This is a genomic window from Streptomyces sp. NPDC055749 (assembly GCF_053617235.1).
Map to the genome: position 1 here is coordinate 1 of NZ_JBSHFH010000077.1, position 21,477 is coordinate 21,477.

The following is a 21,477-nucleotide window of genomic DNA, read 5'->3' on the forward strand; positions in this document are numbered from 1 at the left end:
ACCTCACGGTCTTCCGGCGCCCCTCTTTCTTGTTTCGCTTCCCTCACCCAGCCGCCCACGGCTCGAAGGGGCTGCTGCGAACGCCCGCCAGGGCATGCTGCTCAGCTCGGTGGAAGTGAAGGCCGCGTGCGATGAGCAGAGTCTCGCGGTGGTGCTCCGCGGACTCGCGGGAGCAGCCGAGTGCGGACATCGCACGTCCCGCCGCGTTGCGGCACTCCGCCTGAGCCCAGAGGTCTGGGCGCCTTGAAGGCGAAGAGGGGCGACCGCGAGGCCGCCCGTTCCCTGTGCCTGGCCGGCATCAAGGTCGCGGTCGGCCCGCTCCTGGGCCGCGCCCACACCGAGCCGCATAGTCCGGATGATCAATGGGCTGGAGGCCGACGTCGTGACGGTGGTCGGCGACCTGGCGGACGGAAAGCCCTCCGAACTGGCTCCGGCCGCACTCCCATTGCGTCATCTGGAGTCCACGCACGGCGCGTTCTTCGTGGCAACCACGAGTACATGTTCGACGGCGCCGAGGCTTGGGTCGAGGAACTGCACGGTCTCGGGATCACCAGCTCGCCGACCCCGTCGTCTCCGGACTCGGGAAGGTCGACGACACACAGCTGTACGTCACCAACGGCGCGGGCTTCTTCGGCCCCCCGGTACGGGTCGGCGCCGAGCCCGAGGTCACAGTGATCGAACTACGCGCTTGAAGGCGTGCCCGACATCCCCCGGGCACGACAAGAAATGCCCCCCGATCTGCGTTTCCGCAGGTCAGGGGGCATTTTATTGTGGAGCCTAGGAGATTCGAACTCCTGACATCTGCCTTGCAAAGGCAGCGCTCTACCAACTGAGCTAAGGCCCCGAAATAGTGGACAGCACCGAACACGTCCGTGTCGCGGCGACCGTCGCAGACCAGAGTACCGGGTGACCCCCTGAATCCTGCAAAAGGATTGGGACTCCCGGTCGCCGACCACTCTCCGTAAGATGCTCGGCGAGGTTCGCAGCAGCGAAGCCGCAGCGAAGGGGAGACGCAATGGACGCAGCGCAGCAAGAGGCTACGGCGAGAGCCAGAGAGCTTCAGCGCAGTTGGTACGGAGAGCCGCTGGGGGCGCTCTTCCGCCGGCTGATAGATGATCTCGGCCTGAACCAGGCCAGGCTCGCCGCGGTGCTCGGGCTGTCGGCCCCCATGCTCTCCCAGCTGATGAGCGGCCAGCGCGCCAAGATCGGCAACCCCGCGGTCGTACAGCGCGTTCAGGCGCTTCAGGAGCTGGCCAGCCAGGTGGCGGACGGCAGTGTCAGCGCGGGAGAGGCGACCGACCGGATGGAAGAGATCAAGAAGTCGCAGGGCGGGTCGGTCCTGACCTCCACCGGCCAGACCTCGACCACGGGCGGAGCCCCCACCGTCAGGCGCGTCGTCCGCGAGATCCAGTCCCTTCTGCGGTCGGTCTCCGCGGCGGGAGACATCATCGATGCCGCGGACTCCCTCGCCCCGACCCACCCGGAACTGGCAGAGTTCCTCAAGGTGTACGGCGCCGGGCGCACCGCGGACGCGGTCGCGCACTACGAAGGACACCAGAGCTAAGCACCCGGGCCGGGAGATATCTCCCGGGAACCGGGCACGAGCCGAAACAGAACTGGGAGCGGACGCAGCGCAATGGGTGAGGTCTTCGCTGGTCGGTACGAACTGATCGATCCGATCGGACGTGGTGGGGTCGGTGCCGTCTGGCGCGCCTGGGATCACCGGCGCCGCCGCTACGTGGCGGCCAAGGTCCTTCAGCAGAGCGACGCTCATACGCTGCTGCGCTTCGTACGCGAACAGGCACTGCGGATCGAGCATCCCCATGTGCTGGCTCCCGCCAGTTGGGCCGCCGACGACGACAAGGTCCTGTTCACCATGGACCTGGTCAGCGGCGGCTCGCTGGCTCATGTGATCGGTGACTACGGCCCGTTGCCCCCGCGCTTCGTCTGCATGCTCCTCGATCAGCTGTTGTCCGGTCTGTCGACGGTGCACGCGGAAGGCGTCGTGCACCGCGACATCAAACCGGCCAACATCCTCATGGAGGCCACCGGAACGGGCAGGCCGCATCTGCGCCTCTCCGACTTCGGCATCTCGATGCGCAAGGGCGAACCCCGTCTGACCGAGACCAACTACGTGGTGGGCACTCCCGGTTACTTCGCGCCCGAGCAGATGATGGGCGCCGAGCCCGACTTCCCCGCCGACCTGTTCGCGGTCGGTCTCGTCGCGCTCTATCTGCTCCAGGGCAAGAAGCCCGACTCCCAGGCGCTCGTCGAGCACTTCGCCTCGTACGGAACTCCGAGTGCCCCGCAGGGAATCCCCGAGCCGCTGTGGCAGGTCCTGGCCGGTCTGCTGCAACCCGACCCGCAGGCCCGCTTCCGGACGGCCACGGGCGCGCGCAAGGCCCTCACCGCTGCGGCCGAGATGCTGCCGGAGCCCACCGAGGGCGAGGAGCCGGTGGAGGTCTTCGACCAGATCGGGCCACTGCCGGCCGGATTCGGCCCCGCAGGGCCGCTCAACGGCCGCCAGACGCCCGAGCAGGACCCTCTCCAGTCCACAGCGCACCACGCGGCCCAGAACCCTCAGCAGGACGCACAGACCCCCCAGCACTCCGCCCAGCAGCCCTACACACAGCAGCCGTACACCCAGCCGTCCGGACTGCCCACGCCCAACCCCACTTCCAGCCCCACTTCCAGCCCCGCACCGATCCCCGCCCCGGCGCCCTCGCCGATGTCGGAGACGGGCAGCTTCCACCTCGCGCCGCCTCCCCAGCAGACCGCGACACCGCCCCACTCGGCTCAGCCGGTCACTCCTCACGCTCCGCTCCAGGCGCATACGGGCTCCCCCTTCCCTGCTGCCGCGCCGGATCTCGCCCAGGCCCCCACCACCGCGGTGCAGCACGATCCGTCTCCTACTCGTGCTTACACCGCCCAGCGCCCGCAAGTTCCCCATCCCGCCGCGGCCGTTTCACCGGCCTCCTCCGGCCACGGCGCACCCACCCGCCAAACGCGACCGGGACCGCCCCCGAAGGTGGCGATCCCGGTCCTCATCGTTGCGCTGATCTGTTTCGCGGTCGGTGTCTGGGCGCTGACTCAGACCTGACGTGCAGGAGCCGGCGGGCCCTGGTCCAACAGCCCGGCAGCCCCGGTCTACCAGGTCTGCGTCGGCCCGCCGTACGGCGGCTGCTGCCCGCCCGTGCCCGGCTGAACAGTGGCGGGAACCGTGCGGCGCCTGGCCAGCAGCGTCCACGCGCCGAGCCCGAGCACCAGCACGGCGCCCGCGCCGATCCCGGCCGCGGCCACCAGCTTCATCGTGTCACTCTGGGCCGCCTGCGGGGCGCTCTGCCCGCTCTTCGCCATGTCCTTGTCCTCGTCGCTGACGCCGAAGATGCCGGCCGCCCCCGCGTACGGCGACGCCTTCGGGTCGTTGCGGACACTGACCTTCAGCCTCAGCGGAATCGCCTTGTCGCCGTAGAACTCCGCGACCTTCGGGCTCAGCGTCACCGACAGGTAGTACCAGCCGGCGAAGCTCATGGCGCTGACATCGGAAGCGGAGTCGAACCGGTTCCGGTAGTCCACCGGAGGCAGCGGATCCAGGGCGACCGTCGCGGGCTCACCCGAGTACGAGAGTGTCGCGTCGTCGACATGGCCTTGGGCCGGGTTCTCCAGCGACAGCGCGAGCGCGTTGCCCAGGTACTCCGTCGACTTGTTGTTGTTACTGAGCGCGGCGCTGGCGAAGATCTGCTGTCCCCAGTCCACCGGAACCCGGTAGAAACGCGTCTGACCAGGTGCGACGGAGTCCTGCCACTCTCCGGTCTCCAGACCCGTGGCCTCGTAGAAGCTGCTGCCGCCCGCCCGCTTCTGCTTGCCCGAAGGCGGCACGGGTGAGGCCGATGACCAGTTCTCCGGTGCCTCGGTCCCCTGCGCGTCGGCGCCCTTCGCCTCGGGTTCCGACGCGTACCGCAGCTCGAGGGCCCACTCGCCCGGCGACGACGTCGCGTTGCTCTTCCGCTCGATCAGGACGTTGTACTCACCGCCTTCTCGGCAGGTGCTGTTGCCCTTCTCCACGATCCGGTGCGCGTACGCGGCGATCGGGCGGGCGAACTCCGCCGAACCGAAGATCGCGTCCTCGGAGCTGCACTGCGTATCGTCGACGTCCCTGATGCTGACCGTGATGCCGTCCCCGTAGGCGACCTTGCCGCCCTTCGGGGGCACCACCACGGCGGACACGTAGGCGTTGGTCTCGGCGTCGAGGTTCAGCCGGTAGTAGAGCTTCTGGCCCGGCTTGATCGCACTCCGGTAGACCGAACCGGACTTGAGCTCCGACGCCTCGGCGTTGGTCTCCGTACCCCGTACCGTCCGGGCCTCGGGATCGAAGGCGTACGGAGCCGGGTCGTCGGCCGCGTGCGCCTGACCCGGCAGCGCCGCCACCGCGCACATCGCCGCGATGGACGCCAGCGTCACCCGGCCCCTGTTGCGCTGCCTCTTCACGCGCTTCCCCTCGTCGTCTGCGTGGCCGCCCCGCGCCGACTGCGTACGAACACGAGCCCCGCGATCACAGCCACCACGGCGCCCGCTCCGGCAGCGGCCGCGATGCCGGTCCATCCTGCCCCGCCCGCACCGCCGCTGTCTTCGGCCACAGCGGAATTGCCCTGATTGTCCGCCTTCCCGTCCTGCCCGCCGGTGCTCTTCCCCGCCAGGACAGGGGCATCGTGCTGCGGACCGGCGAGCTCGTCCCCGAGGACCGCCACTCTCAGCACGAAGCCGATCCGCGGGTTCTCGGCGATCTCCGCGGCCTTCGCTCCCAGGGTCACCGCGATGTAGAAGTCGCCCTTGTTGTGCACCGGCTGGACAACCGAGCGGTGCTCGTAACGGTTGGTCCAGGCGACCGGGACCGATCCCATCCTGATAGCCGCGGGCCGGCCGTTGTACAGCGCCGTCGAAGAGAATTCGCCACCCCCTCCGCCGACGGGAAAGCGGGCCGGGGTGAACAACTGCGTCCCGCCGTACGAATAGGACGCGGAAATTCCTTTCACCGTCGGTTCGTTGGCGAACTCCACGTCGTAACGAACCTGCTGCCCCCACCCGGCCGGAACCCTGTACCAGAGGGTCTGCGCGGGCAGGATCCGGTCCCGCCACACCCCCTTGCCCAGCGCCTTCGCGTCGTTGAACCCTGTGCCGCCCCGCACCTCGCGCGGGTCTCCGGCGGGCAGTACGGCGCTCTTGCCGCCCTCGCCGTACTCCGGCTGCGACTGGGCCGGGGTCACATCACCGGCGAGCGGCGCCTCAACCCCGTACAGCAGCTCGACCGGCCAACGCGCCGCGGCGGAGCCCCTCTTGCTCTTGCGCTCCACCACCAGCCAGTACCGGCCCGCCTCGTCGCAGCTGCGGTTGCCGTCCGCCGAGCGGATACGGGAGACGGCCGAGGTCAGCGGGGTCGCTCCCTCCCGCTGGGAGAAATGCTCGGTGCTGGTGACGCAGTTGCTGTCGGTGCCGTAGGCGATGGCGGTGCTCAGACCGTCGAGGGTGTCGACCGCCGCACCGGGCTGCGGTACGGCCGTCGCCGCGAAGTCCACGGTGGACAAGTCATCGAGATCGACGGCGTAGTACCGCTTCTCGCCCGGCCCGATCGTGTCCAGGTACTGCCCGGGCCGGATCACCGGCGCCTTGGCCCTGGTGGCGGCGCCCGCGACCCGGTCGCCCTTCAACCGGTACCCGTCGGCGGAGAGTTGCGCCGCCCGCTGGAGCTGTCTGGCGAGCGCCTCGGCGTCCGGGGCGTCGTAGTAGCGCCCGTTGCCCGCCCTGGCGATGCATTCCAGCTGCTCACGGGCAGCGCCCTCGACCTGGAAGCCCACGGTGTCGATCCGCAGCCCTGCCCCGTCCTTGCCGAGCTGTTCGGCGACCTCGCAGGGCTGCGGCGTGCCGCAGTTGTCCTCGCCGTCGGAGATCAGCAGGACGGTACGCGTACCGATGGCACCGCCGGAGGGTTCCGGGAGATCCTCCGCAGCCTTCTGCAATGAGAGCCCGATAGGTGTGTCACCCCGGGGCCGCACGCCTGCCACAGCTGCCTTGAGGGCCGCTCGGTCCAGCTTCTCGACGGGCCGTACGAGGCGGGTGTCCGTACAGCCCCGGGGCCGGTCGGCCCCGTAGACCCGGAGGCCGGTGGGATGACCGTCGGGCAGGGCGTCGACCACCGTGCCGACGGCCGCGCGTGCGGACTCCATCCGGGTCCTGCCCGCGCCGTCGTCGTCGCCCATCGAACCGGACGAGTCAAGCACCATGACGAGGCTGCCGGCCCCGGAACCACCCGTACCGTCGGCTGCCGGAGCCGAGAACGGGGCCGAGGCCGAGGCCGCAGCCGGCAACGTACCTGCCATCAGGGCGAGGAACGCCCCGCCGATCAACACCCCTGCCGTTGCAGTGCGCCGATGCTTACGTGTCGTCACCCGTGCCCCCCTAGGCCGAAATCGCAGCGACTTTGCTCTCGCAAGCTAGCGATTTGCGTAGGCGAACTCAAGGGTGCGGCCGTCACGGTCCCGCAACAGCAACAGCAACAGCATCAGCAACAAGGCCCCCGGGCAGCACGAAGCCCCGGCCGCTCAGCGACCGGGGCTCGCAACGGACTGATCCGTCTCACACACCCGAACCTGCGGGCACGGAGTCGGTCGCCTCCGTCCACAGATCCTGCTCGGCGCGATCCGCCTGGATCTGGCGGTACACGAGGAGCCCGCCGATGGCAGCCAGTGCGACCAGGAGAAGCTTCTTCACCGCGCGACCTCGTCTTTCCTTGGCGTAAGGGACTTCTGCCGCTCGACTATACACACCGGCCGATACCGATCGGTGACCTGCCTGGAACCCAACTGCGGCCCGGTCGTCCACCTCGCCCGACCACCGAAACCGTCATTTTCCGGACCGGTTGCACCATACGAGTGGTGTTCATCCGAAGAACTGCGTGCCCGGGGCGTTGGTCCCCGAATTCGCGGGCCGAATCCACATCATCGGAAAGGTAAGCAAACCGGACCACCTGAAAGCGAGGGGCCATGAGCACCTTCAGGGTCAAGAGCATCTGGACCGCCTTCATCACCGCCTTCTTCGCGATCCTCGCGACGCTGGGCCTCGCCACCAGCCACGCCACGGCCGCGGAGCCGACGGCCACGACCCAGGAGCACACGGGTGCCACCGCGGCAACTCCGACAGCCCCCGCCGTGCGATGGACCCTTCCGCGTGACAGGGCGCTGCCACCCACGATGAAGCAGCGCATCCGCGCCGAGGCCCACGGCTCCTCACCGGCCACCAGGCATCTGTCGGCGGACACGACGGACGCCACGGTCACCACCGACGGCGCACGCAGCACTCACGGCGCCCCGGCGGGCGACTCGTCGCTTCTCCCGCCCTGACAAGCCCCGGGCGCCCCGGGAGCGCCCATGACCGACACACAGGGCCCCAGGTCCGGTTCACACCGGACAGGGGCCTTTTCCGTGCGTCCACGCGCCCGAGCCGACGTCCCCCGCTCCAACAAATGGGACCCGTGGGATCGGCAGGGCCCGCGGGACCGGCTGCGCTCCGGCCCCGCCGTACCGCGTACGACAAAGGCCCCCAACCACGAATGGTTGGGGGCCTTTGTCGTACTGGTGGGGCTAACAGGATTTGAACCTGTGGCCTCATCCTTATCAGGGATGCGCTCTAACCAACTGAGCTATAGCCCCGCCGCGCTGTGCGCTGACTTCTGAAGATTAGCGCACGTCGGGGCCAGTCCCAAAATCGATACCTGGCGCGCTACTCGTCCTCGGCCAGAGTGAGCTCGACTCCGCCCACGAAGCCGGCCGACAAGTTGTAGATGAAGGCGCCCAGCGTCGCCAGCGCGGTGGCCAGCACCACGTCGATCACCGCGATGACCGAGGTGAAGACGAGGACCCTCGGCAGCGACAGGAACGACTGCAGATCGAAGCCGTTGCTCTCGTTCGAGCCGGTGGCCTCGCTGATCGTGCCGCCCACGGTGGAGAAGACGCCCATCGCGTCCATCACCATCCACAGGACGGCAGCCGCGACCACCGTGCAGATGCCCAGCGCGATGGAGAGCAGGAAGCTGACCTTCATCACCGACCACGGATCGGCCTTGGCCACCCGCAGACGCGCCTTGCGTGTACGCGGAGTGGTCCGTGCGCCCGTCCGGGGACGGCGCATGGCCTGTCCGCCGCCCGCGGTGCCGCCGCCGTGCGGCTGACCGCCCTGCGTGCCGCCCACAGGCGACTGGTAGGCCTGCGGCGGGTGGTAGGGGCCCGCCTGCCCCTGCGCGGGCTCACGCTCACCGGGCAACGGCCCGGTCGCGTAACCCTCGTACTGGGGCTGTGGCCCCCGAGTGTCCGTCACAGTGCCCCCTTGGGAGTCCGTGGCAGGGCCACGGGCACCGTTCGCTCCAGCTCCGGAAGCGGCCGAACCGGCGCCCGTGGCTCCACTCACGCTCTACTCCTCGTACTACCCGGCCGAAGGCTCCGTGCCCTCGACAGTGCCCTCGACCGCGCTCTCGGCCTGAGCGTCGACCGTCTCGCCTTCGGCATCATCGGTCCCATCGACCTCTTCGGCCTCACGACCGGCCTCGGCGTTGCGCGCGATGCCGACGACGGCGTCACGCTTGCCCAGATTGATCAGTTGGACGCCCATGGTGTCACGGCCCGTCTCCCTGACTTCATTGACTCGCGTGCGAATCACACCACCGCCGAGCGTGATGGCGAGGATCTCATCCGTCTCCTCCACCACCAGCGCACCGACGAGCGAGCCCCTGTCCTCCACGATCTTGGCGGCCTTGATACCCAGGCCGCCACGACCCTGAACGCGGTACTCGTCGACGGGGGTCCGCTTCGCGTACCCACCGTCGGTGGCAGTGAACACGAACGTACCCGGCCGGACAACATTCATCGAGAGCAGTTCGTCGCCCTCGCGGAAACTCATGCCCTTAACACCCGATGTGGCACGGCCCATCGGGCGCAGTGCGTCGTCCGTCGCGGTGAACCTGATGGACTGGGCCTTCCTGCTGATGAGCAGGAGGTCGTCCTCGGCCGAGACCAGCTCCGCACCGATCAGTTCGTCGTCGCTGCCGTCCTCGGTCTCCCGGAGGTTGATCGCGATGACACCGCCGGAACGGGGCGAGTCGTAGTCCTTGAGCGCGGTCTTCTTCACCAGACCGCCCTTCGTGGCCAGGATCAGATAGGGCGCGGCGTCGTAGTCGCGGATCGCCAGGATCTCGGCGATCTGCTCGTCCGGCTGGAAGGCCAGCAGGTTGGCGACGTGCTGACCACGCGCGTCCCGGCCGGCGTCCGGAAGCTCGTACGCCTTCGCGCGGTAGACCCGGCCCTTGTTCGTGAAGAACAGCAGCCAGTGGTGCGTCGTCGACACGAAGAAGTGGTCGACGATGTCGTCTTCCTTGAGCTTCGTACCGCGCACGCCCTTGCCGCCGCGCTTCTGCGAGCGGTAGTCGTCCGTCTTGGTGCGCTTCACATAGCCGCCGCGGGAAATCGTGACGACGATGTCCTCCTCGGCGATCAGGTCCTCGATGGACATGTCACCGTCGAACGGCACCAGCTTGGAACGCCGGTCGTCGCCGAACTTCTCGACGATCGCAGCGAGCTCCTCGCTGACGATCTGCCGCTGCCGCTCGGGCGACGCCAGGATCGCGTTGTACTCGTTGATCTTCGCCTGGAGCTCGTCGTGCTCCGCGGTGATCTTCTGGTGCTCCAGCGCGGCCAGGCGGCGCAGCTGCATCTCCAGGATCGCGTTCGCCTGGATCTCGTCGATCTCCAGGAGGCCCATCAGGCCCTCGCGCGCGATCTCCACCGTGTTGCTGCGCCGGATGAGTGCGATGACCTCGTCGATCGCGTCCAGCGCCTTGAGCAGACCGCGCAGGATGTGCGCCCGCTCCTCGGCCTTGCGCAGGCGGAACTTCGTACGCCGGACGATGACCTCGATCTGGTGCGTCACCCAGTGGCGGATGAACGCGTCGATCGACAGCGTCCGCGGCACACCGTCGACGAGTGCCAGCATGTTCGCGCCGAAGTTCGTCTGCAGGTCGGTGTGCTTGTACAGGTTGTTCAGTACGACCTTGGCGACCGCGTCACGCTTGAGCACGACGACCAGGCGCTGGCCGGTGCGCGAGGACGTCTCGTCGCGGACGTCCGCGATTCCGCCGACCTTGCCGTCCTTCACCAGGTCGGCGATCTTCTGCGCGAGGTTGTCGGGGTTGGTCTGGTACGGAAGCTCCGTGACGACCAGGCACTGGCGGCCCTGGATCTCCTCGACCGCCACGACGGCCCGCATCGTGATGGACCCGCGGCCCGTGCGGTACGCGTCCTCGATGCCCTTGCGGCCCACGACGAGCGCGCCCGTCGGGAAGTCGGGGCCCTTGATCCGCTCGAGCAGCGCGTCCAGAAGCTCCTCGTGCGAGGCCTCCGGGTGCTCCAGGTACCACTGGGCGCCGGCCGCGACCTCGCGGAGGTTGTGCGGCGGGATGTTGGTGGCCATGCCCACCGCGATGCCGGCCGAGCCGTTGATCAGCAGGTTCGGGAACCGCGCCGGGAGGACGACGGGCTCCTGGTTACGGCCGTCGTAGTTGTCCTTGAAGTCGACGGTCTCCTCGTCGATGTCACGGACCATCTCCATGGACAGCGGCATCATCTTGCACTCGGTGTACCGCATCGCCGCGGCCGGGTCGTTGCCCGGAGAACCGAAGTTGCCGTTGGAGTCCACGAGCGGCATGCGCATCGACCAGTGCTGCGCCAGTCGCACGAGCGCGTCATAGATCGAGGAGTCGCCGTGCGGGTGGTACGTACCCATGACGTCACCGACGACACGGGCGCACTTGTAGAAGCCCTTCTCGGGCCGGTAACCACCGTCGTACATCGCGTACAGCACACGGCGGTGTACGGGCTTCAGACCGTCCCGCACGTCCGGCAGGGCACGCGACACGATGACGGACATCGCGTAGTCGAGGTAGGAGCGCTGCATCTCCGTCTCGAGCCCGACGGGCTCGACACGCATACCGATGCCCGGAACAGCGGGCACCTCTTCGGGCATCACAGGGGTGTTCTCGTCGGCCATTGCTGGTCAAAGTCCTTTCGCACTGCGGCTTGCTTGTACGGCCGACTCAGATGTCGAGGAAGCGGACGTCCTTGGCGTTGCGCTGGATGAACGAGCGCCGCGCCTCGACGTCCTCACCCATCAGCACCGAGAACAGGTCGTCGGCCTGCGCCGCGTCGTCCAGCGTGACCTGGCCGAGCACCCGGTGGTCCTGGTCCATCGTCGTGATGCGCAGCTCCTCGGCGTTCATCTCGCCGAGGCCCTTGAAGCGCTGGATCGAGTCTTCCTTGATCCGCTTGCCGTTCTGCTTGCCGAGCTCGACGAGCGCGTCACGCTCACGGTCCGAGTACGCGTACTCGAAGTCCTCCCGGCCCCACTTGATCTTGTAGAGCGGCGGGCGCGAGAGGTACACGTGCCCGGCCTCGACCAGGGGCCGCATGAAGCGGAACAGGAAGGTCAGCAGCAGGGTGTTGATGTGCTGGCCGTCGACGTCGGCGTCCGCCATCAGGATGATCTTGTGATAGCGGAGCTTCTCGATGTCGAAGTCCTCGTGGACCCCGGTACCGAAGGCCGAGATGAGGGCCTGGACCTCGGTGTTCTGCAGGATCTTGTCGATCCGGGCCTTCTCGACGTTCAGGATCTTGCCTCGGATCGGCAGGATGGCCTGGTACATCGGGTTACGGCCGGACTTCGCCGAACCACCGGCGGAGTCACCCTCGACGATGAAGATCTCGCACTTCGTCGGGTCGTTGGACTGACAGTCGCTCAGCTTGCCCGGCAGCGAGGCACTCTCCAGGAGCCCCTTGCGACGGGTCAGGTCACGGGCCTTGCGGGCCGCCACCCGGGCGGTCGACGCCGCGATGCCCTTACGGATGATGTCGGCGGCCTCGTTGGGATTCCGGTCGAACCAGTCCGTCAGCTGCTCGTGGACGACCTTCTGCACGAAGGTCTTGGCCTCCGTGTTGCCCAGCTTGGTCTTCGTCTGGCCCTCGAACTGCGGCTCGCCCAGCTTCACCGAGATGATCGCCGTCAGACCCTCGCGGACGTCCTCACCCGTGAGGTTGTCGTCCTTCTCGCGCAGCAGCTTCTTGTCGCGCGCGTACCGGTTGACCAGGGAGGTCAGCGCCGCACGGAAGCCCTCCTCGTGCGTACCGCCCTCGTGCGTGTGGATCGCGTTGGCGAAGGAGTAGACGCCCTCCGTGTACTGCGTGTTCCACTGCATCGCGATCTCGGCCGAGAGGAGTCGTTCCTTGTCCTCGGCCTCGATGTCGATCACCGACTGGTGAATGACGTCGCCCTTGCGGGAGTTGAGGTACTTCACGAAATCGACGATGCCGTTTTCGTAGTGGTACGTGACCGAGCGGACGGCCTCCTCCTCGGCGGGCTCGACCGCGTCCACGCTGTCCGCGCCCGCCGTCGCCTTCGCCGATTCGCGCTCGTCCGTGAGCTTGAGGGTGAGGCCCTTGTTGAGGAACGCCATCTCCTGGAAGCGGCGCGAGAGGGTCTCGAAGCTGTACTCGGTGGTCTCGAAGATGTCGCCGTCGGCCCAGAAGGTGACCGACGTGCCGGTCTCCTCGGTGGCCTCGTGCTTGGCCAGCGGGGCGGTCGGGACGCCGAGCTTGTAGTCCTGGGTCCAGCGGTAGCCGTCCGTCTTGACCTCGACGGAGACCCGGGTGGACAGGGCATTGACGACGGAGACACCGACGCCGTGCAGACCGCCGGAGACGGCGTAACCGCCGCCGCCGAACTTGCCGCCCGCGTGCAGGACGGTCAGCACGACCTCGACGGCCGGCTTTCCTTCGGACGGCACGATGCCGACCGGGATGCCACGGCCGTTGTCGATGACGCGCACCCCGCCGTCGGCGAGGATCGTGACGTCGATGGTGTCCGCGTGCCCGGCCATCGCCTCGTCGACCGAGTTGTCGACGACCTCTTGCACGAGGTGGTGGAGACCGCGCTCACCGGTTGAACCGATGTACATACCAGGTCGCTTGCGAACCGCGTCCAGGCCCTCGAGGACCGTGATCGCGCTGGCGTCGTACGAGGCGGTGACCTCGCCGTGCGCGCCGGCTGTGGACGGGTTGTTCTCGTTGGGGTTGCCGGAATCGGCCACGAAGCGCCCTTTCTGGCACAGCACAGGCCGTTCTCCGGACAGGCGGGAGCGGCTGCGTCGTTCGGCTTGTATCGACGAATCCCGCACAGGCACGGGATTAGCCATCAGTCTACCGGTAGCGCCGACATGAATGGGGGTTTGCCGGTACCTGAGTCCGCATGTGCCGCCCTGAACCAGAGCCTGCCGACTCCCCATATTCGGGAAGGGGGCCAAAGAGGCTCACACGGGCATTGAGCGCTTCGGCCTGTCAACCTCCCGCTACGGTGAGGGACACCGCGCACCGGCCGGCCGCCGCATCTCGCCAGATATCGCCACAAACCAGTAGCAGCGGGCAGTGCCGCGAGCGGAGACCCATCAAGGGGTCGACCAAATGAAAAGCCCCGGCACAGGCCGGGGCACCACCACCGCGGAACGGGAAAACCCCAGCTCAGCCGTACGTATCGCCGGGACCCGTGCTCCCAGGTGCCCGCAGCGGACCGAAGCGGCGCTGCGGACCTGTCGGCCCCAGCACCTTGATCAGCCTCACCGTTCCCTGCCCGAGATCCGTGTTCAGCCGTGCCACCAGCTGCGGAGCGAGCAGTCGCAACTGCGTCGCCCACGCCGTCGAATCGCACTGCACGGTCAGCACCCGCTCGGCCGGAGCCTCGTCGTACCGCAACGGCACACAGTGATTCGCCAGATCGTCGCCCACGATCTGCGGCCACCGCCCCATCACACCGCCCACCGCAGCGGGCGTCTCCCAGCCGCGCTCGGTGATCAGCCGGTTGATCGCCGAACCCAGCGGCAACGGATCACGGCCGTCGGACCGCGCCCCCGAACGCAGACCGCCACCCCGCCTGGCCTGCTTCTTCTGCTGCGCCGCAGCACCACGCGCACGCGCCTGCTCCTTCGCCGCCCGCAGGGCCACCCGCGCCAGATCGACCCCCGAGACCTCCGGCTGCTTCGCCACCAGGTCACGCGCATCCGGCTCACCCACGGAATCCAGCGAGGCCTCGGAACCACCACGCGCACCGGGGACAGAAGCCCCGGACGTCCCTCTCCGACCGCTCATACCCGCTCCACCCCGCCCGCGGACACCCCGTACCGCGTACCCGCGAGCACTCCCGGGACGTCGTCGTCCACCGCGGCCGTCACCAGCACCTGCTCGCCCCCGGCCACCAGCTCCGCGAGCCGCTCCCGGCGCCGGGCGTCCAGCTCCGCGAAGACGTCGTCCAGAATCAGCACCGGCTCGTTGCCCTCGGAACGCAGCAGCTCGTACGAGGCCAGGCGCAGCGCCAGCGCGTACGACCAGGACTCGCCATGACTCGCGTACCCCTTCGCCGGCATTCCGCGCAGTCCGAGCAGCAGATCGTCCCGGTGCGGACCGACCAGCGTCACACCCCGCTCGATCTCCTGCTTGCGGACCTCCGCGAGCGCGGCGATCACCTGCTCGTACAGCTCATCGCGCGTCCGCGCGGGCTCCACCCCGGCACCGATCGAGCTCCGGTACTCCAGGGTCACGGGGCCGCCGCCCGGCGCGACATCCCCGTACGCCTTGTCCGCGAGGGGCTCCAGCGTCGCTATGAGATCCAGCCGCTGCGCCAGCAGCTCGGCACCCACCCGGCCCAGATGCTGGTCCCAGACGTCCAGAGTCGACAGGTCCATGGAACGGCCACCGTGCCTGCGCGCCATCGCGGCGGACTTCAGCAGGGTGTTGCGCTGCTTCAGCACCCGCTCGTAATCGGAGCGGACCCCCGCCATCCGCGGCGAACGCGCCGTGACCAGCTCGTCGAGGAAGCGACGGCGCTCCCCGGGGTCGCCCTTCACCAGGGCCAGATCCTCCGGAGCGAACAGCACAGTCCGTACGATGCCCAGCACGTCACGCGGCCTGACCTGCGAAGATCTATTGATTCTGGCGCGGTTGGCACGCCCCGGATTGAGCTCGAGCTCGATCAGCTGCGAACGCTCGCCCTGTGTGACGGCGGCCCGGATGACGGCCCGTTCCGCACCCATCCGCACCAGCGGCGCATCGGACGAGACACGATGGCTGCCGAGCGTCGAGAGATAGCCGATGGCCTCGACCAGATTGGTCTTGCCCTGGCCGTTGGCTCCCACGAACGCAGTGACGCCCGGATCGAGAGGAACCTCGACCCGGGCGTACGAGCGGAAGTCGGCCAGCGAGAGATGCGTGACGTGCATGTGCGCCGACCTCCCGATTTCCTGCTCCGTGCTGGTCTGCCCGATCTTGCTTGCTCTCGGGCTACTTCTTGTTCTCGACCGCGTGGCCGCCGAACTGGTTGCGCAGCGCGGCGATCATCTTCATCTGCGGGGAGTCGTCCTGGCGCGAGGCGAACCGCGCGAAGAGCGAGGCGGTGATCGCGGGCAGCGGCACCGCGTTGTCGATGGCCGCCTCCACCGTCCAGCGGCCCTCGCCGGAGTCGGCGGCGAAGCCACGGAGCTTGTCGAGGTGCTCGTCGTCGTCCAGCGCGTTGACCGCCAGGTCGAGCAGCCAGGAACGGATGACCGTCCCCTCCTGCCAGGAGCGGAAGACCTCACGCACGTCAGTGACGGAGTCGACCTTCTCCAGGAGCTCCCAGCCCTCGGCGTACGCCTGCATCATGGCGTACTCGATGCCGTTGTGAACCATCTTCGCGAAGTGGCCGGCGCCGACCTTGCCCGCGTGCACCGAGCCGAAGTCGCCCTCGGGCTTGAGGGCGTCGAAGATCGGCTGGACCTTCGCGACGTTCTCGGCGTCGCCGCCGTACATCAGCGCGTAGCCGTTCTCCAGGCCCCAGACGCCGCCGGAGACTCCGCAGTCGACGAAACCGATGCCCTTGATGCCCAGCTCGACCGCGTGCTTCTCGTCGTCCGTCCAGCGGGAGTTGCCGCCGTCCACGACGATGTCGCCGGGCGACAGCAGGGCCGCCAGCTCGTCGACGGTGGACTGGGTCGCGGCACCCGCCGGGACCATCACCCAGACGACCCGCGGGCCCTTCAGCTTGCCCACGAGCTCTTCGAGGCTCTGGACATCGGAGACGTCCGGGTTGCGGTCGTAACCGATGACGGTGTGGCCTGCGCGGCGGATGCGCTCGCGCATGTTGCCGCCCATCTTGCCGAGGCCGACGAGACCGAGCTCCATCAGAGATTCCTTAAGCGTTGTGCCGATTCGTACCCAGGACCGAGCCTACGCCCGGCCGGGGACAGCGCGGCGGGCCTGCTCAGCGCTGAGCGTGCCCGCCGGATGCTGCCGTGACAGGTGCGATCGCCGGATCAGCCGGAGAGGCGGACCGGCATGATCAGGTACTTGTACGCGTCGTTCGCCTCGGCGTCGACGGCCGGCCGGCCGCTCAGCAGGGCGGGCTTGGTGGACGTCGTGAAAGAGAGCTGGGCGACCGGGGAGTCGATCGCGCTGAGCCCGTCCAGCAGGAACGTCGGGTTGAAGGCGATCGAGATGTCGTCACCGTCGAGCACCGCGTCGACGCGCTCCACAGCCTGTGCGTCGTCGCTGGAACCCGCTTCCAGGATGAGCACACCCTGCTCGAAGCTGAGCCGCACCGGGGTGTTCCGCTCGGCGACGAGAGCCACACGCTTGACGGCCTCGACGAACGGGGCGGTCTCGATGACCGCGACCGAGTTGAACTCGGTGGGGAACAGCGTCCGGTACTTCGGCAGGTCGCCTTCGAGCAGACGCGTGGTCGTGCGTCGTCCCGCGCCCTCGAAGCCGATCAGCCCTTCACCGGCACCGGAGCCGGACAGCGCGAGGGTGACCGTGTCACCGCTCGTGAGCGCCTTGGCGGTGTCCAGGAGCGTCTTGGCGGGCACCAGGGCGACCGCCGAGGCATCCGGGTTCTCCGGCTTCCAGAGGAACTCACGGACCGCGAAGCGGTAGCGGTCGGTGGAGGCGAGGGTGACCGTGTCGCCCTCGATCTCGATCCGTACACCGGTGAGGACGGGCAGCGTGTCGTCACGGCCCGCGGCGATGGCCACCTGGGCGGCGGCAGATGCGAAGACCTCACCGGGAACGGTGCCGGTCGCCGTCGGCATCTCCGGCAGTGCCGGGTACTCCTCCACAGGCAGGGTGTGGAGTGTGAATCGCGAGGAGCCGCAGACCACGGTCGCCCGTACACCGTCTGTGGAAATCTCGACCGGCCTGTTCGGCAGCGCTCGGCAGATGTCGGCGAGCAGCCGGCCGGAGACGAGCACCGTGCCGTCCTCGTCGACCTCGGCGTCGACCGAGACCCTGGCCGAGACCTCGTAGTCGAAGCTCGAGAAGCTGAGGGCTCCGTCCTCAGCCTTCAGAAGAAGGCCCGCGAGAACGGGCGCCGGCGGACGGGCCGGGAGGCTACGGGCCACCCAGGCCACAGCCTCCGCGAGTACATCGCGCTCCACCCGGATCTTCACCGGAACCGCCTCCTGCTGTTGCTCGCTCGCCCTGCTGGCCTTCGTCGTCTGGTCGGGGTCTTCCTGCCGTGAGGCTGAGGAGGACGCCGGGGTCCAGTCTGACGTACGGCACCGACACTCGTTGCTGCTCGGGGTCAAGTCGCGACAAGAGGTCCGGAGCGGGCCGGGCCGAAGTTGTGCACAGCCCCCACTTCGAAGCGGATTCCTGGCTAACTATGTGTGGCAGTAGTAGTAGGGCCTGTGGAAACCGTGGATAACGTCGTTTTCGCAGGTCAGGCCCGGTTTTTTGTCCACCGACCCTGTGGGCGGCACCGGTGGACAACTAAGGGCTTCTGTGGACACGCGAAAGTTCTGCACACCCGATGCACAGGAGCCGGTCACTTCTCCCCAGGGCTGTCCCCAGCTTTACCCACGTTCCCCACAGCCCAACCGACCCCCTTGGTGTGACGCCTTTCACTCCGGGCGGTGAGAGCGTGTGTTGCGTTGCCGAACAGTGGACAGGGGTGTGGAGAAGCTGGGGACAACATCATCCAGCCTGTGGGCCGTCGGTGGACAACCCCAACGGCCCCCTGTGGACGAAAAACTTGTCCACAGCCTGTGGATCATCGTTGACCACAAATCCCCAGGCACCTGACCTGGTCTGATGGAGTATCGGCAGTCGGCCCTGTGGACGCATTATGGACAACTTTGTATTCCCCAGGCTGTGGACGGCGGATTCCCCGTGAATCTGTGGAGAAGTGCCCTCTGGGCTGCCGTATTCGAACACCGGGGGCGCGGAGGAGCGGGTCGGCACGACGAAGGGCGCCCCCTGGGAGGACGTTTTACGGTCCTCGAGGGGGCGCCCTTCGTCGTACGGGAGCCGATCCGGCAGCCTGTCAGCTGTTCTTGATGCGGTTGGTGAGCTCCGTGACCTGGTTGTAGATGGAGCGCCGCTCCGCCATCAGCGCGCGGATCTTCCGGTCCGCGTGCATCACCGTCGTATGGTCACGGCCGCCGAACTGGGCGCCGATCTTCGGCAGGGAGAGGTCCGTCAGCTCACGGCACAGATACATGGCGATCTGGCGGGCCGTCACCAGCACGCGGCTGCGCGACGATCCGCAGAGGTCCTCGACCGTCAGACCGAAGTAGTCGGCGGTCGCCGCCATGATGGCCGGCGCGGTGATCTCGGGTGCCGCGTCCTCACCGCCCGGGATCAGGTCCTTCAGCACGCCCTCCGTCAGCCCCAGGTCGACGGGCTGCCGGTTGAGGCTGGCGAAGGCCGTCACCCGGATCAGGGCGCCCTCCAGCTCACGGATGTTCCGCGAGATGCGGGAGGCGATGAACTCCAGCACCTCGGGCGGGGCGTTGAGCTGCTCCTGGACCGCCTTCTTACGGAGGATCGCGATCCTCGTCTCCAGCTCGGGCGGCTGCACATCGGTGGTCAGGCCCCACTCGAACCGGTTGCGCAAACGGTCCTCCAGGGTCACCAGCTGCTTGGGCGGCCGGTCCGAGGACAGCACGATCTGCTTGTTCGCGTTGTGGAGCGTATTGAAGGTGTGGAAGAACTCCTCCTGCGTCGACTCCTTGCTCGCCAGGAACTGGATGTCGTCGACCAGCAGGATGTCCACGTCGCGGTAGCGCTTGCGGAAGGTGTCGCCCTTGCCGTCGCGGATCGAGTTGATGAACTCGTTGGTGAACTCCTCCGAGCTCACGTACCGCACCCGGGTCCCCGGATAGAGGCTCCGCGCGTAGTGCCCGATGGCGTGCAGCAGGTGGGTCTTGCCGAGCCCCGACTCCCCATAGATGAAGAGCGGGTTGTACGCCTTCGCGGGGGCCTCGGCGACGGCGACGGCCGCGGCGTGCGCGAACCGGTTCGACGCGCCGATGACGAAGGTGTCGAAGAGGTACTTCGGGTTCAGCCGGGCCTGCGGCTCGCCGGGGCGCGGCGCGGGAGACGACTGTCCGCCCATCGTGCCGGGACCGCCGCCGCCGCGTCCGGTGCCGGGGCCGTTCTGGCGGTGCTGCGGCTGCTCCTGCATGTCGTGGCGCTGCTGCTCGTAGCCCTGGCGCTCCGGCGGCTGCGGGCGGTAGTCGTGCTGCGGCTGCTGGGGGCGCGGGTTCGCGTACGGATCGCGGTCCTGGTAGCCGCCGTGCCTGGGCTGCTGCCAGGAGAGGTCCTCCTGGGTGCGCGGCCAGGCGCCGGGCTCGGGGCGCTGCTGCTGGTAGTCCGGGTAGGCCGGCCGGGCGGTCGGCATGCCGTCGTCCGAGGGCCGGCGGCCGTAGCCGTCGTAGGAATCCTCGTGCTGGGGCTCGTCGCGCTGCGGTCCCTGGTAGCGATGGGACTGCTGGCCTTGGTGCGACTGATGCATCGGGGGTGCCGGCGGGGACGGCGGTTCGCCCGCCGAGTCGTCGACGGTGATCGCGATACGGATCGGACGGCCGCACTCACGGGTGAGCGTCTCGCTGATGAGCGGCGCGAGCCGGCCCTCCAGGACGCGCTTGCCCCATTCGTTGGGGACGGCGAGCAGTGCGGTGTCGGCGACGAGTGCCAGGGGCTGGCAGCGCTCGATCCACTGCTTGTCCTTCGGCTCGATGCCCTGCTGCCCCTCCCCGAGCAGTTGCTCCAGCACGCGTGGCCACACTGCGGCAAGATCGGCAGGTACGTCAGCCACGGGGCACGCTCTCTCGCAGGTCCCACGAATGTGTGGTTCTCGGGACGGGATGGGTCGGGTCGGGTGAGGCCCGGCAGTCGGGAAGGAAAAGAACCGGAGTTCAGCCACGGTAGTCAGGCCGACCCGCACGGTTCAAGTTGTTGTCCACAGGCTGTGCACAGCGGGGGGTTGCGCAGGGCCGGTTTGACCGGATGGCGCAGCCGCGCGTACCGTGACCAGGTCGAGTTGTCGATGGCTGCTGCCGCCTGCCTCCGATGGGCAAAGATCACGATCTGTGATTGTGAAGCGGTGCACTAAGGCGTTTACGCGAGTTCCTCGTGGGCGCACGGTGACAGCCAGGCGATGTCCCGCCAATACACGATCATTTCTGGAGCCCCCGAGTGAGCAAGCGCACCTTCCAGCCGAACAACCGTCGTCGCGCCAAGACCCACGGTTTCCGCCTGCGTATGCGTACCCGTGCCGGCCGTGCGATTCTCGCGAACCGCCGTGGCAAGGGCCGCAGCAGCCTGTCCGCCTGATCGCTAACAGGTCCATGACGTGCTGCCTACCGAGAATCGGCTGAGGCGGCGCGAGGACTTCGCGACCGCGGTACGACGAGGACGCCGGGCTGGTCGCCCGCTACTTGTCGTCCATCTGAGCAGCGGTTCAACGGACCCGCACGTGACTGGGGAGAGTGCTCCCCCGCCGCGTGCGGGTTTCGTTGTCAGCAAAGCTGTGGGTGGAGCGGTCGTACGCACTGCGGTGAAGCGAAGGCTTCGCCATCTGGTCCGCGAACGGCTGGCTCAGCTGCCCCCCGGTAGCCTTGTTGTCGTACGAGCGCTGCCCGGATCGGGCGACGCCGACCATGCACAGCTGGCCCGAGACCTGGATGCCGCCCTGCAGCGGCTCCTGGGAGGGGGCGCGCGATGAAGTACCCGCTGCTGGCTCTCATCAAGCTGTACCAGTGGACGATCAGCCCACTTCTCGGGCCTGTCTGCCGCTACTACCCGTCGTGTTCCCACTATGGATATACGGCGATCGACCGGCACGGTGCGATCAAGGGAACGGCGCTGACCGCATGGCGCATCCTTCGATGCAATCCGTGGTCACCCGGCGGCGTGGACCATGTTCCACCACGCAAACGTCCGCGTTGGCACGAACTGCTGCGCAGCACTTTGCGCGGTGGCAAGGGCGGGGACTCCGCCGCCGATGTGCCTCCCAGGGGATCGGTCTCCGAACCCCTGAGCCCGGCCACAGAGACCTCGCCCAATGCTCAAGGAGCCTGAT

Annotated in this window: 18 protein-coding genes and 2 tRNA genes; 7 read left to right on the forward strand and 13 right to left on the reverse strand. The window is 68.1% G+C overall.

Going from position 1 to position 21,477, the window contains the following annotated elements; all coding sequences use genetic code 11:
- Positions 1-518: 518 nt before the first annotated feature.
- On the forward strand, positions 519-692 hold the full coding sequence (locus tag ACWGO0_RS34645; protein ID WP_453544004.1) for a hypothetical protein: 174 nt from the start codon (positions 519-521) through the stop codon (positions 690-692).
- Positions 693-771: 79 nt separating this feature from the next.
- Here the strand turns inward: ACWGO0_RS34645 and ACWGO0_RS34650 are convergent.
- Positions 772-844, reverse strand: a tRNA-Ala gene (locus ACWGO0_RS34650).
- 171 nt (positions 845-1,015) lie between these two features.
- On the opposite strand from ACWGO0_RS34650, the gene ACWGO0_RS34655 reads away from it, so the two are divergent.
- Positions 1,016-1,564, forward strand: a complete 549-nt coding sequence (locus tag ACWGO0_RS34655) for a helix-turn-helix domain-containing protein (RefSeq protein ID WP_453544006.1) — start codon at positions 1,016-1,018, stop codon at positions 1,562-1,564.
- A gap of 72 nt (positions 1,565-1,636) precedes the next feature.
- Positions 1,637-3,100 carry a serine/threonine protein kinase gene (locus tag ACWGO0_RS34660; RefSeq protein ID WP_453544008.1) on the forward strand — a complete coding sequence of 488 codons (1,464 nt, stop codon included), beginning with the start codon at positions 1,637-1,639 and terminating at the stop codon, positions 3,098-3,100.
- 47 nt (positions 3,101-3,147) lie between these two features.
- On the opposite strand, the gene ACWGO0_RS34665 is transcribed toward ACWGO0_RS34660, so the two are convergent.
- The 3 genes from ACWGO0_RS34665 to ACWGO0_RS34675 all read right to left on the reverse strand — a co-directional run bounded on the left by ACWGO0_RS34665 (position 3,148) and on the right by ACWGO0_RS34675 (position 6,765).
- On the reverse strand, positions 3,148-4,488 hold the full coding sequence (locus ACWGO0_RS34665; RefSeq protein ID WP_453544010.1) for a hypothetical protein: 1,341 nt from the start codon (positions 4,486-4,488) through the stop codon (positions 3,148-3,150).
- Complete coding sequence (locus tag ACWGO0_RS34670) at positions 4,485-6,374, reverse strand: vWA domain-containing protein (protein ID WP_453544039.1); 1,890 nt, start codon at positions 6,372-6,374, stop codon at positions 4,485-4,487. Before ACWGO0_RS34670 ends, ACWGO0_RS34665 begins: the two co-directional genes overlap by 4 nt.
- A gap of 256 nt (positions 6,375-6,630) precedes the next feature.
- Entirely contained in the window at positions 6,631-6,765 is a 135-nt protein-coding gene (locus ACWGO0_RS34675) for a DLW-39 family protein (RefSeq protein WP_003958712.1), read from the reverse strand.
- Positions 6,766-7,037: 272 nt separating this feature from the next.
- Here ACWGO0_RS34675 and ACWGO0_RS34680 point away from each other — a divergent pair, with 272 nt between their 5' ends.
- Entirely contained in the window at positions 7,038-7,394 is a 357-nt protein-coding gene (locus tag ACWGO0_RS34680; RefSeq protein ID WP_453544012.1) for a DUF6344 domain-containing protein, read from the forward strand.
- Positions 7,395-7,626: 232 nt separating this feature from the next.
- Here the strand turns inward: ACWGO0_RS34680 and ACWGO0_RS34685 are convergent.
- The 9 genes from ACWGO0_RS34685 to dnaA form a co-directional block, all read right to left on the reverse strand.
- Positions 7,627-7,703: transfer RNA gene (locus ACWGO0_RS34685), tRNA-Ile, on the reverse strand.
- Between the two features lie 70 nt (positions 7,704-7,773).
- Positions 7,774-8,367 carry a DUF3566 domain-containing protein gene (locus ACWGO0_RS34690; protein WP_453544014.1) on the reverse strand — a complete coding sequence of 198 codons (594 nt, stop codon included), beginning with the start codon at positions 8,365-8,367 and terminating at the stop codon, positions 7,774-7,776.
- 105 nt (positions 8,368-8,472) lie between these two features.
- Entirely contained in the window at positions 8,473-11,088 is a 2,616-nt protein-coding gene (gene gyrA, locus ACWGO0_RS34695; protein ID WP_453544016.1) for a DNA gyrase subunit A, read from the reverse strand.
- A 46-nt stretch (positions 11,089-11,134) separates the two neighbouring features.
- Positions 11,135-13,204 (reverse strand): DNA topoisomerase (ATP-hydrolyzing) subunit B, encoded by a 2,070-nt coding sequence (gyrB, locus tag ACWGO0_RS34700; RefSeq protein ID WP_453544018.1) that lies wholly within the window; start codon positions 13,202-13,204, stop codon positions 11,135-11,137.
- 403 nt (positions 13,205-13,607) lie between these two features.
- Complete coding sequence (locus ACWGO0_RS34705; RefSeq protein ID WP_453544020.1) at positions 13,608-14,231, reverse strand: DUF721 domain-containing protein; 624 nt, start codon at positions 14,229-14,231, stop codon at positions 13,608-13,610.
- Positions 14,228-15,358: a DNA replication/repair protein RecF gene (gene recF / locus ACWGO0_RS34710; protein ID WP_453544022.1), complete on the reverse strand. Its 1,131-nt coding sequence runs from the start codon at positions 15,356-15,358 to the stop codon at positions 14,228-14,230. Before recF ends, ACWGO0_RS34705 begins: the two co-directional genes overlap by 4 nt.
- A 61-nt stretch (positions 15,359-15,419) precedes the next feature.
- Entirely contained in the window at positions 15,420-16,298 is an 879-nt protein-coding gene (gene gnd / locus ACWGO0_RS34715) for a phosphogluconate dehydrogenase (NAD(+)-dependent, decarboxylating) (protein ID WP_362844775.1), read from the reverse strand.
- Positions 16,299-16,429: 131 nt separating this feature from the next.
- Positions 16,430-17,560: a DNA polymerase III subunit beta gene (gene dnaN / locus ACWGO0_RS34720; RefSeq protein ID WP_383789515.1), complete on the reverse strand. Its 1,131-nt coding sequence runs from the start codon at positions 17,558-17,560 to the stop codon at positions 16,430-16,432.
- A gap of 875 nt (positions 17,561-18,435) precedes the next feature.
- A complete protein-coding gene (gene dnaA, locus ACWGO0_RS34725; protein WP_453544025.1) occupies positions 18,436-20,211 on the reverse strand; it encodes a chromosomal replication initiator protein DnaA in 1,776 nt (591 codons plus the stop codon).
- Between the two features lie 380 nt (positions 20,212-20,591).
- On the opposite strand from dnaA, the gene rpmH reads away from it, so the two are divergent.
- Genes rpmH through yidD form a run of 3 tightly spaced genes read left to right on the forward strand, consistent with a single transcriptional unit; the run spans position 20,592 to position 21,476 of the window.
- Positions 20,592-20,729 carry a 50S ribosomal protein L34 gene (gene rpmH / locus ACWGO0_RS34730; RefSeq protein ID WP_003967884.1) on the forward strand — a complete coding sequence of 46 codons (138 nt, stop codon included), beginning with the start codon at positions 20,592-20,594 and terminating at the stop codon, positions 20,727-20,729.
- A 19-nt stretch (positions 20,730-20,748) separates the two neighbouring features.
- Complete coding sequence (gene rnpA, locus ACWGO0_RS34735) at positions 20,749-21,120, forward strand: ribonuclease P protein component (RefSeq protein WP_328911246.1); 372 nt, start codon at positions 20,749-20,751, stop codon at positions 21,118-21,120.
- The gene (gene yidD / locus ACWGO0_RS34740; protein WP_453544027.1) at positions 21,117-21,476 is read left to right on the forward strand and encodes a membrane protein insertion efficiency factor YidD; all 360 of its coding nucleotides are present in this window, start codon (positions 21,117-21,119) and stop codon (positions 21,474-21,476) included. The genes rnpA and yidD overlap by 4 nt, the downstream gene beginning before the upstream one ends.
- Position 21,477: the final 1 nt, after the last annotated feature.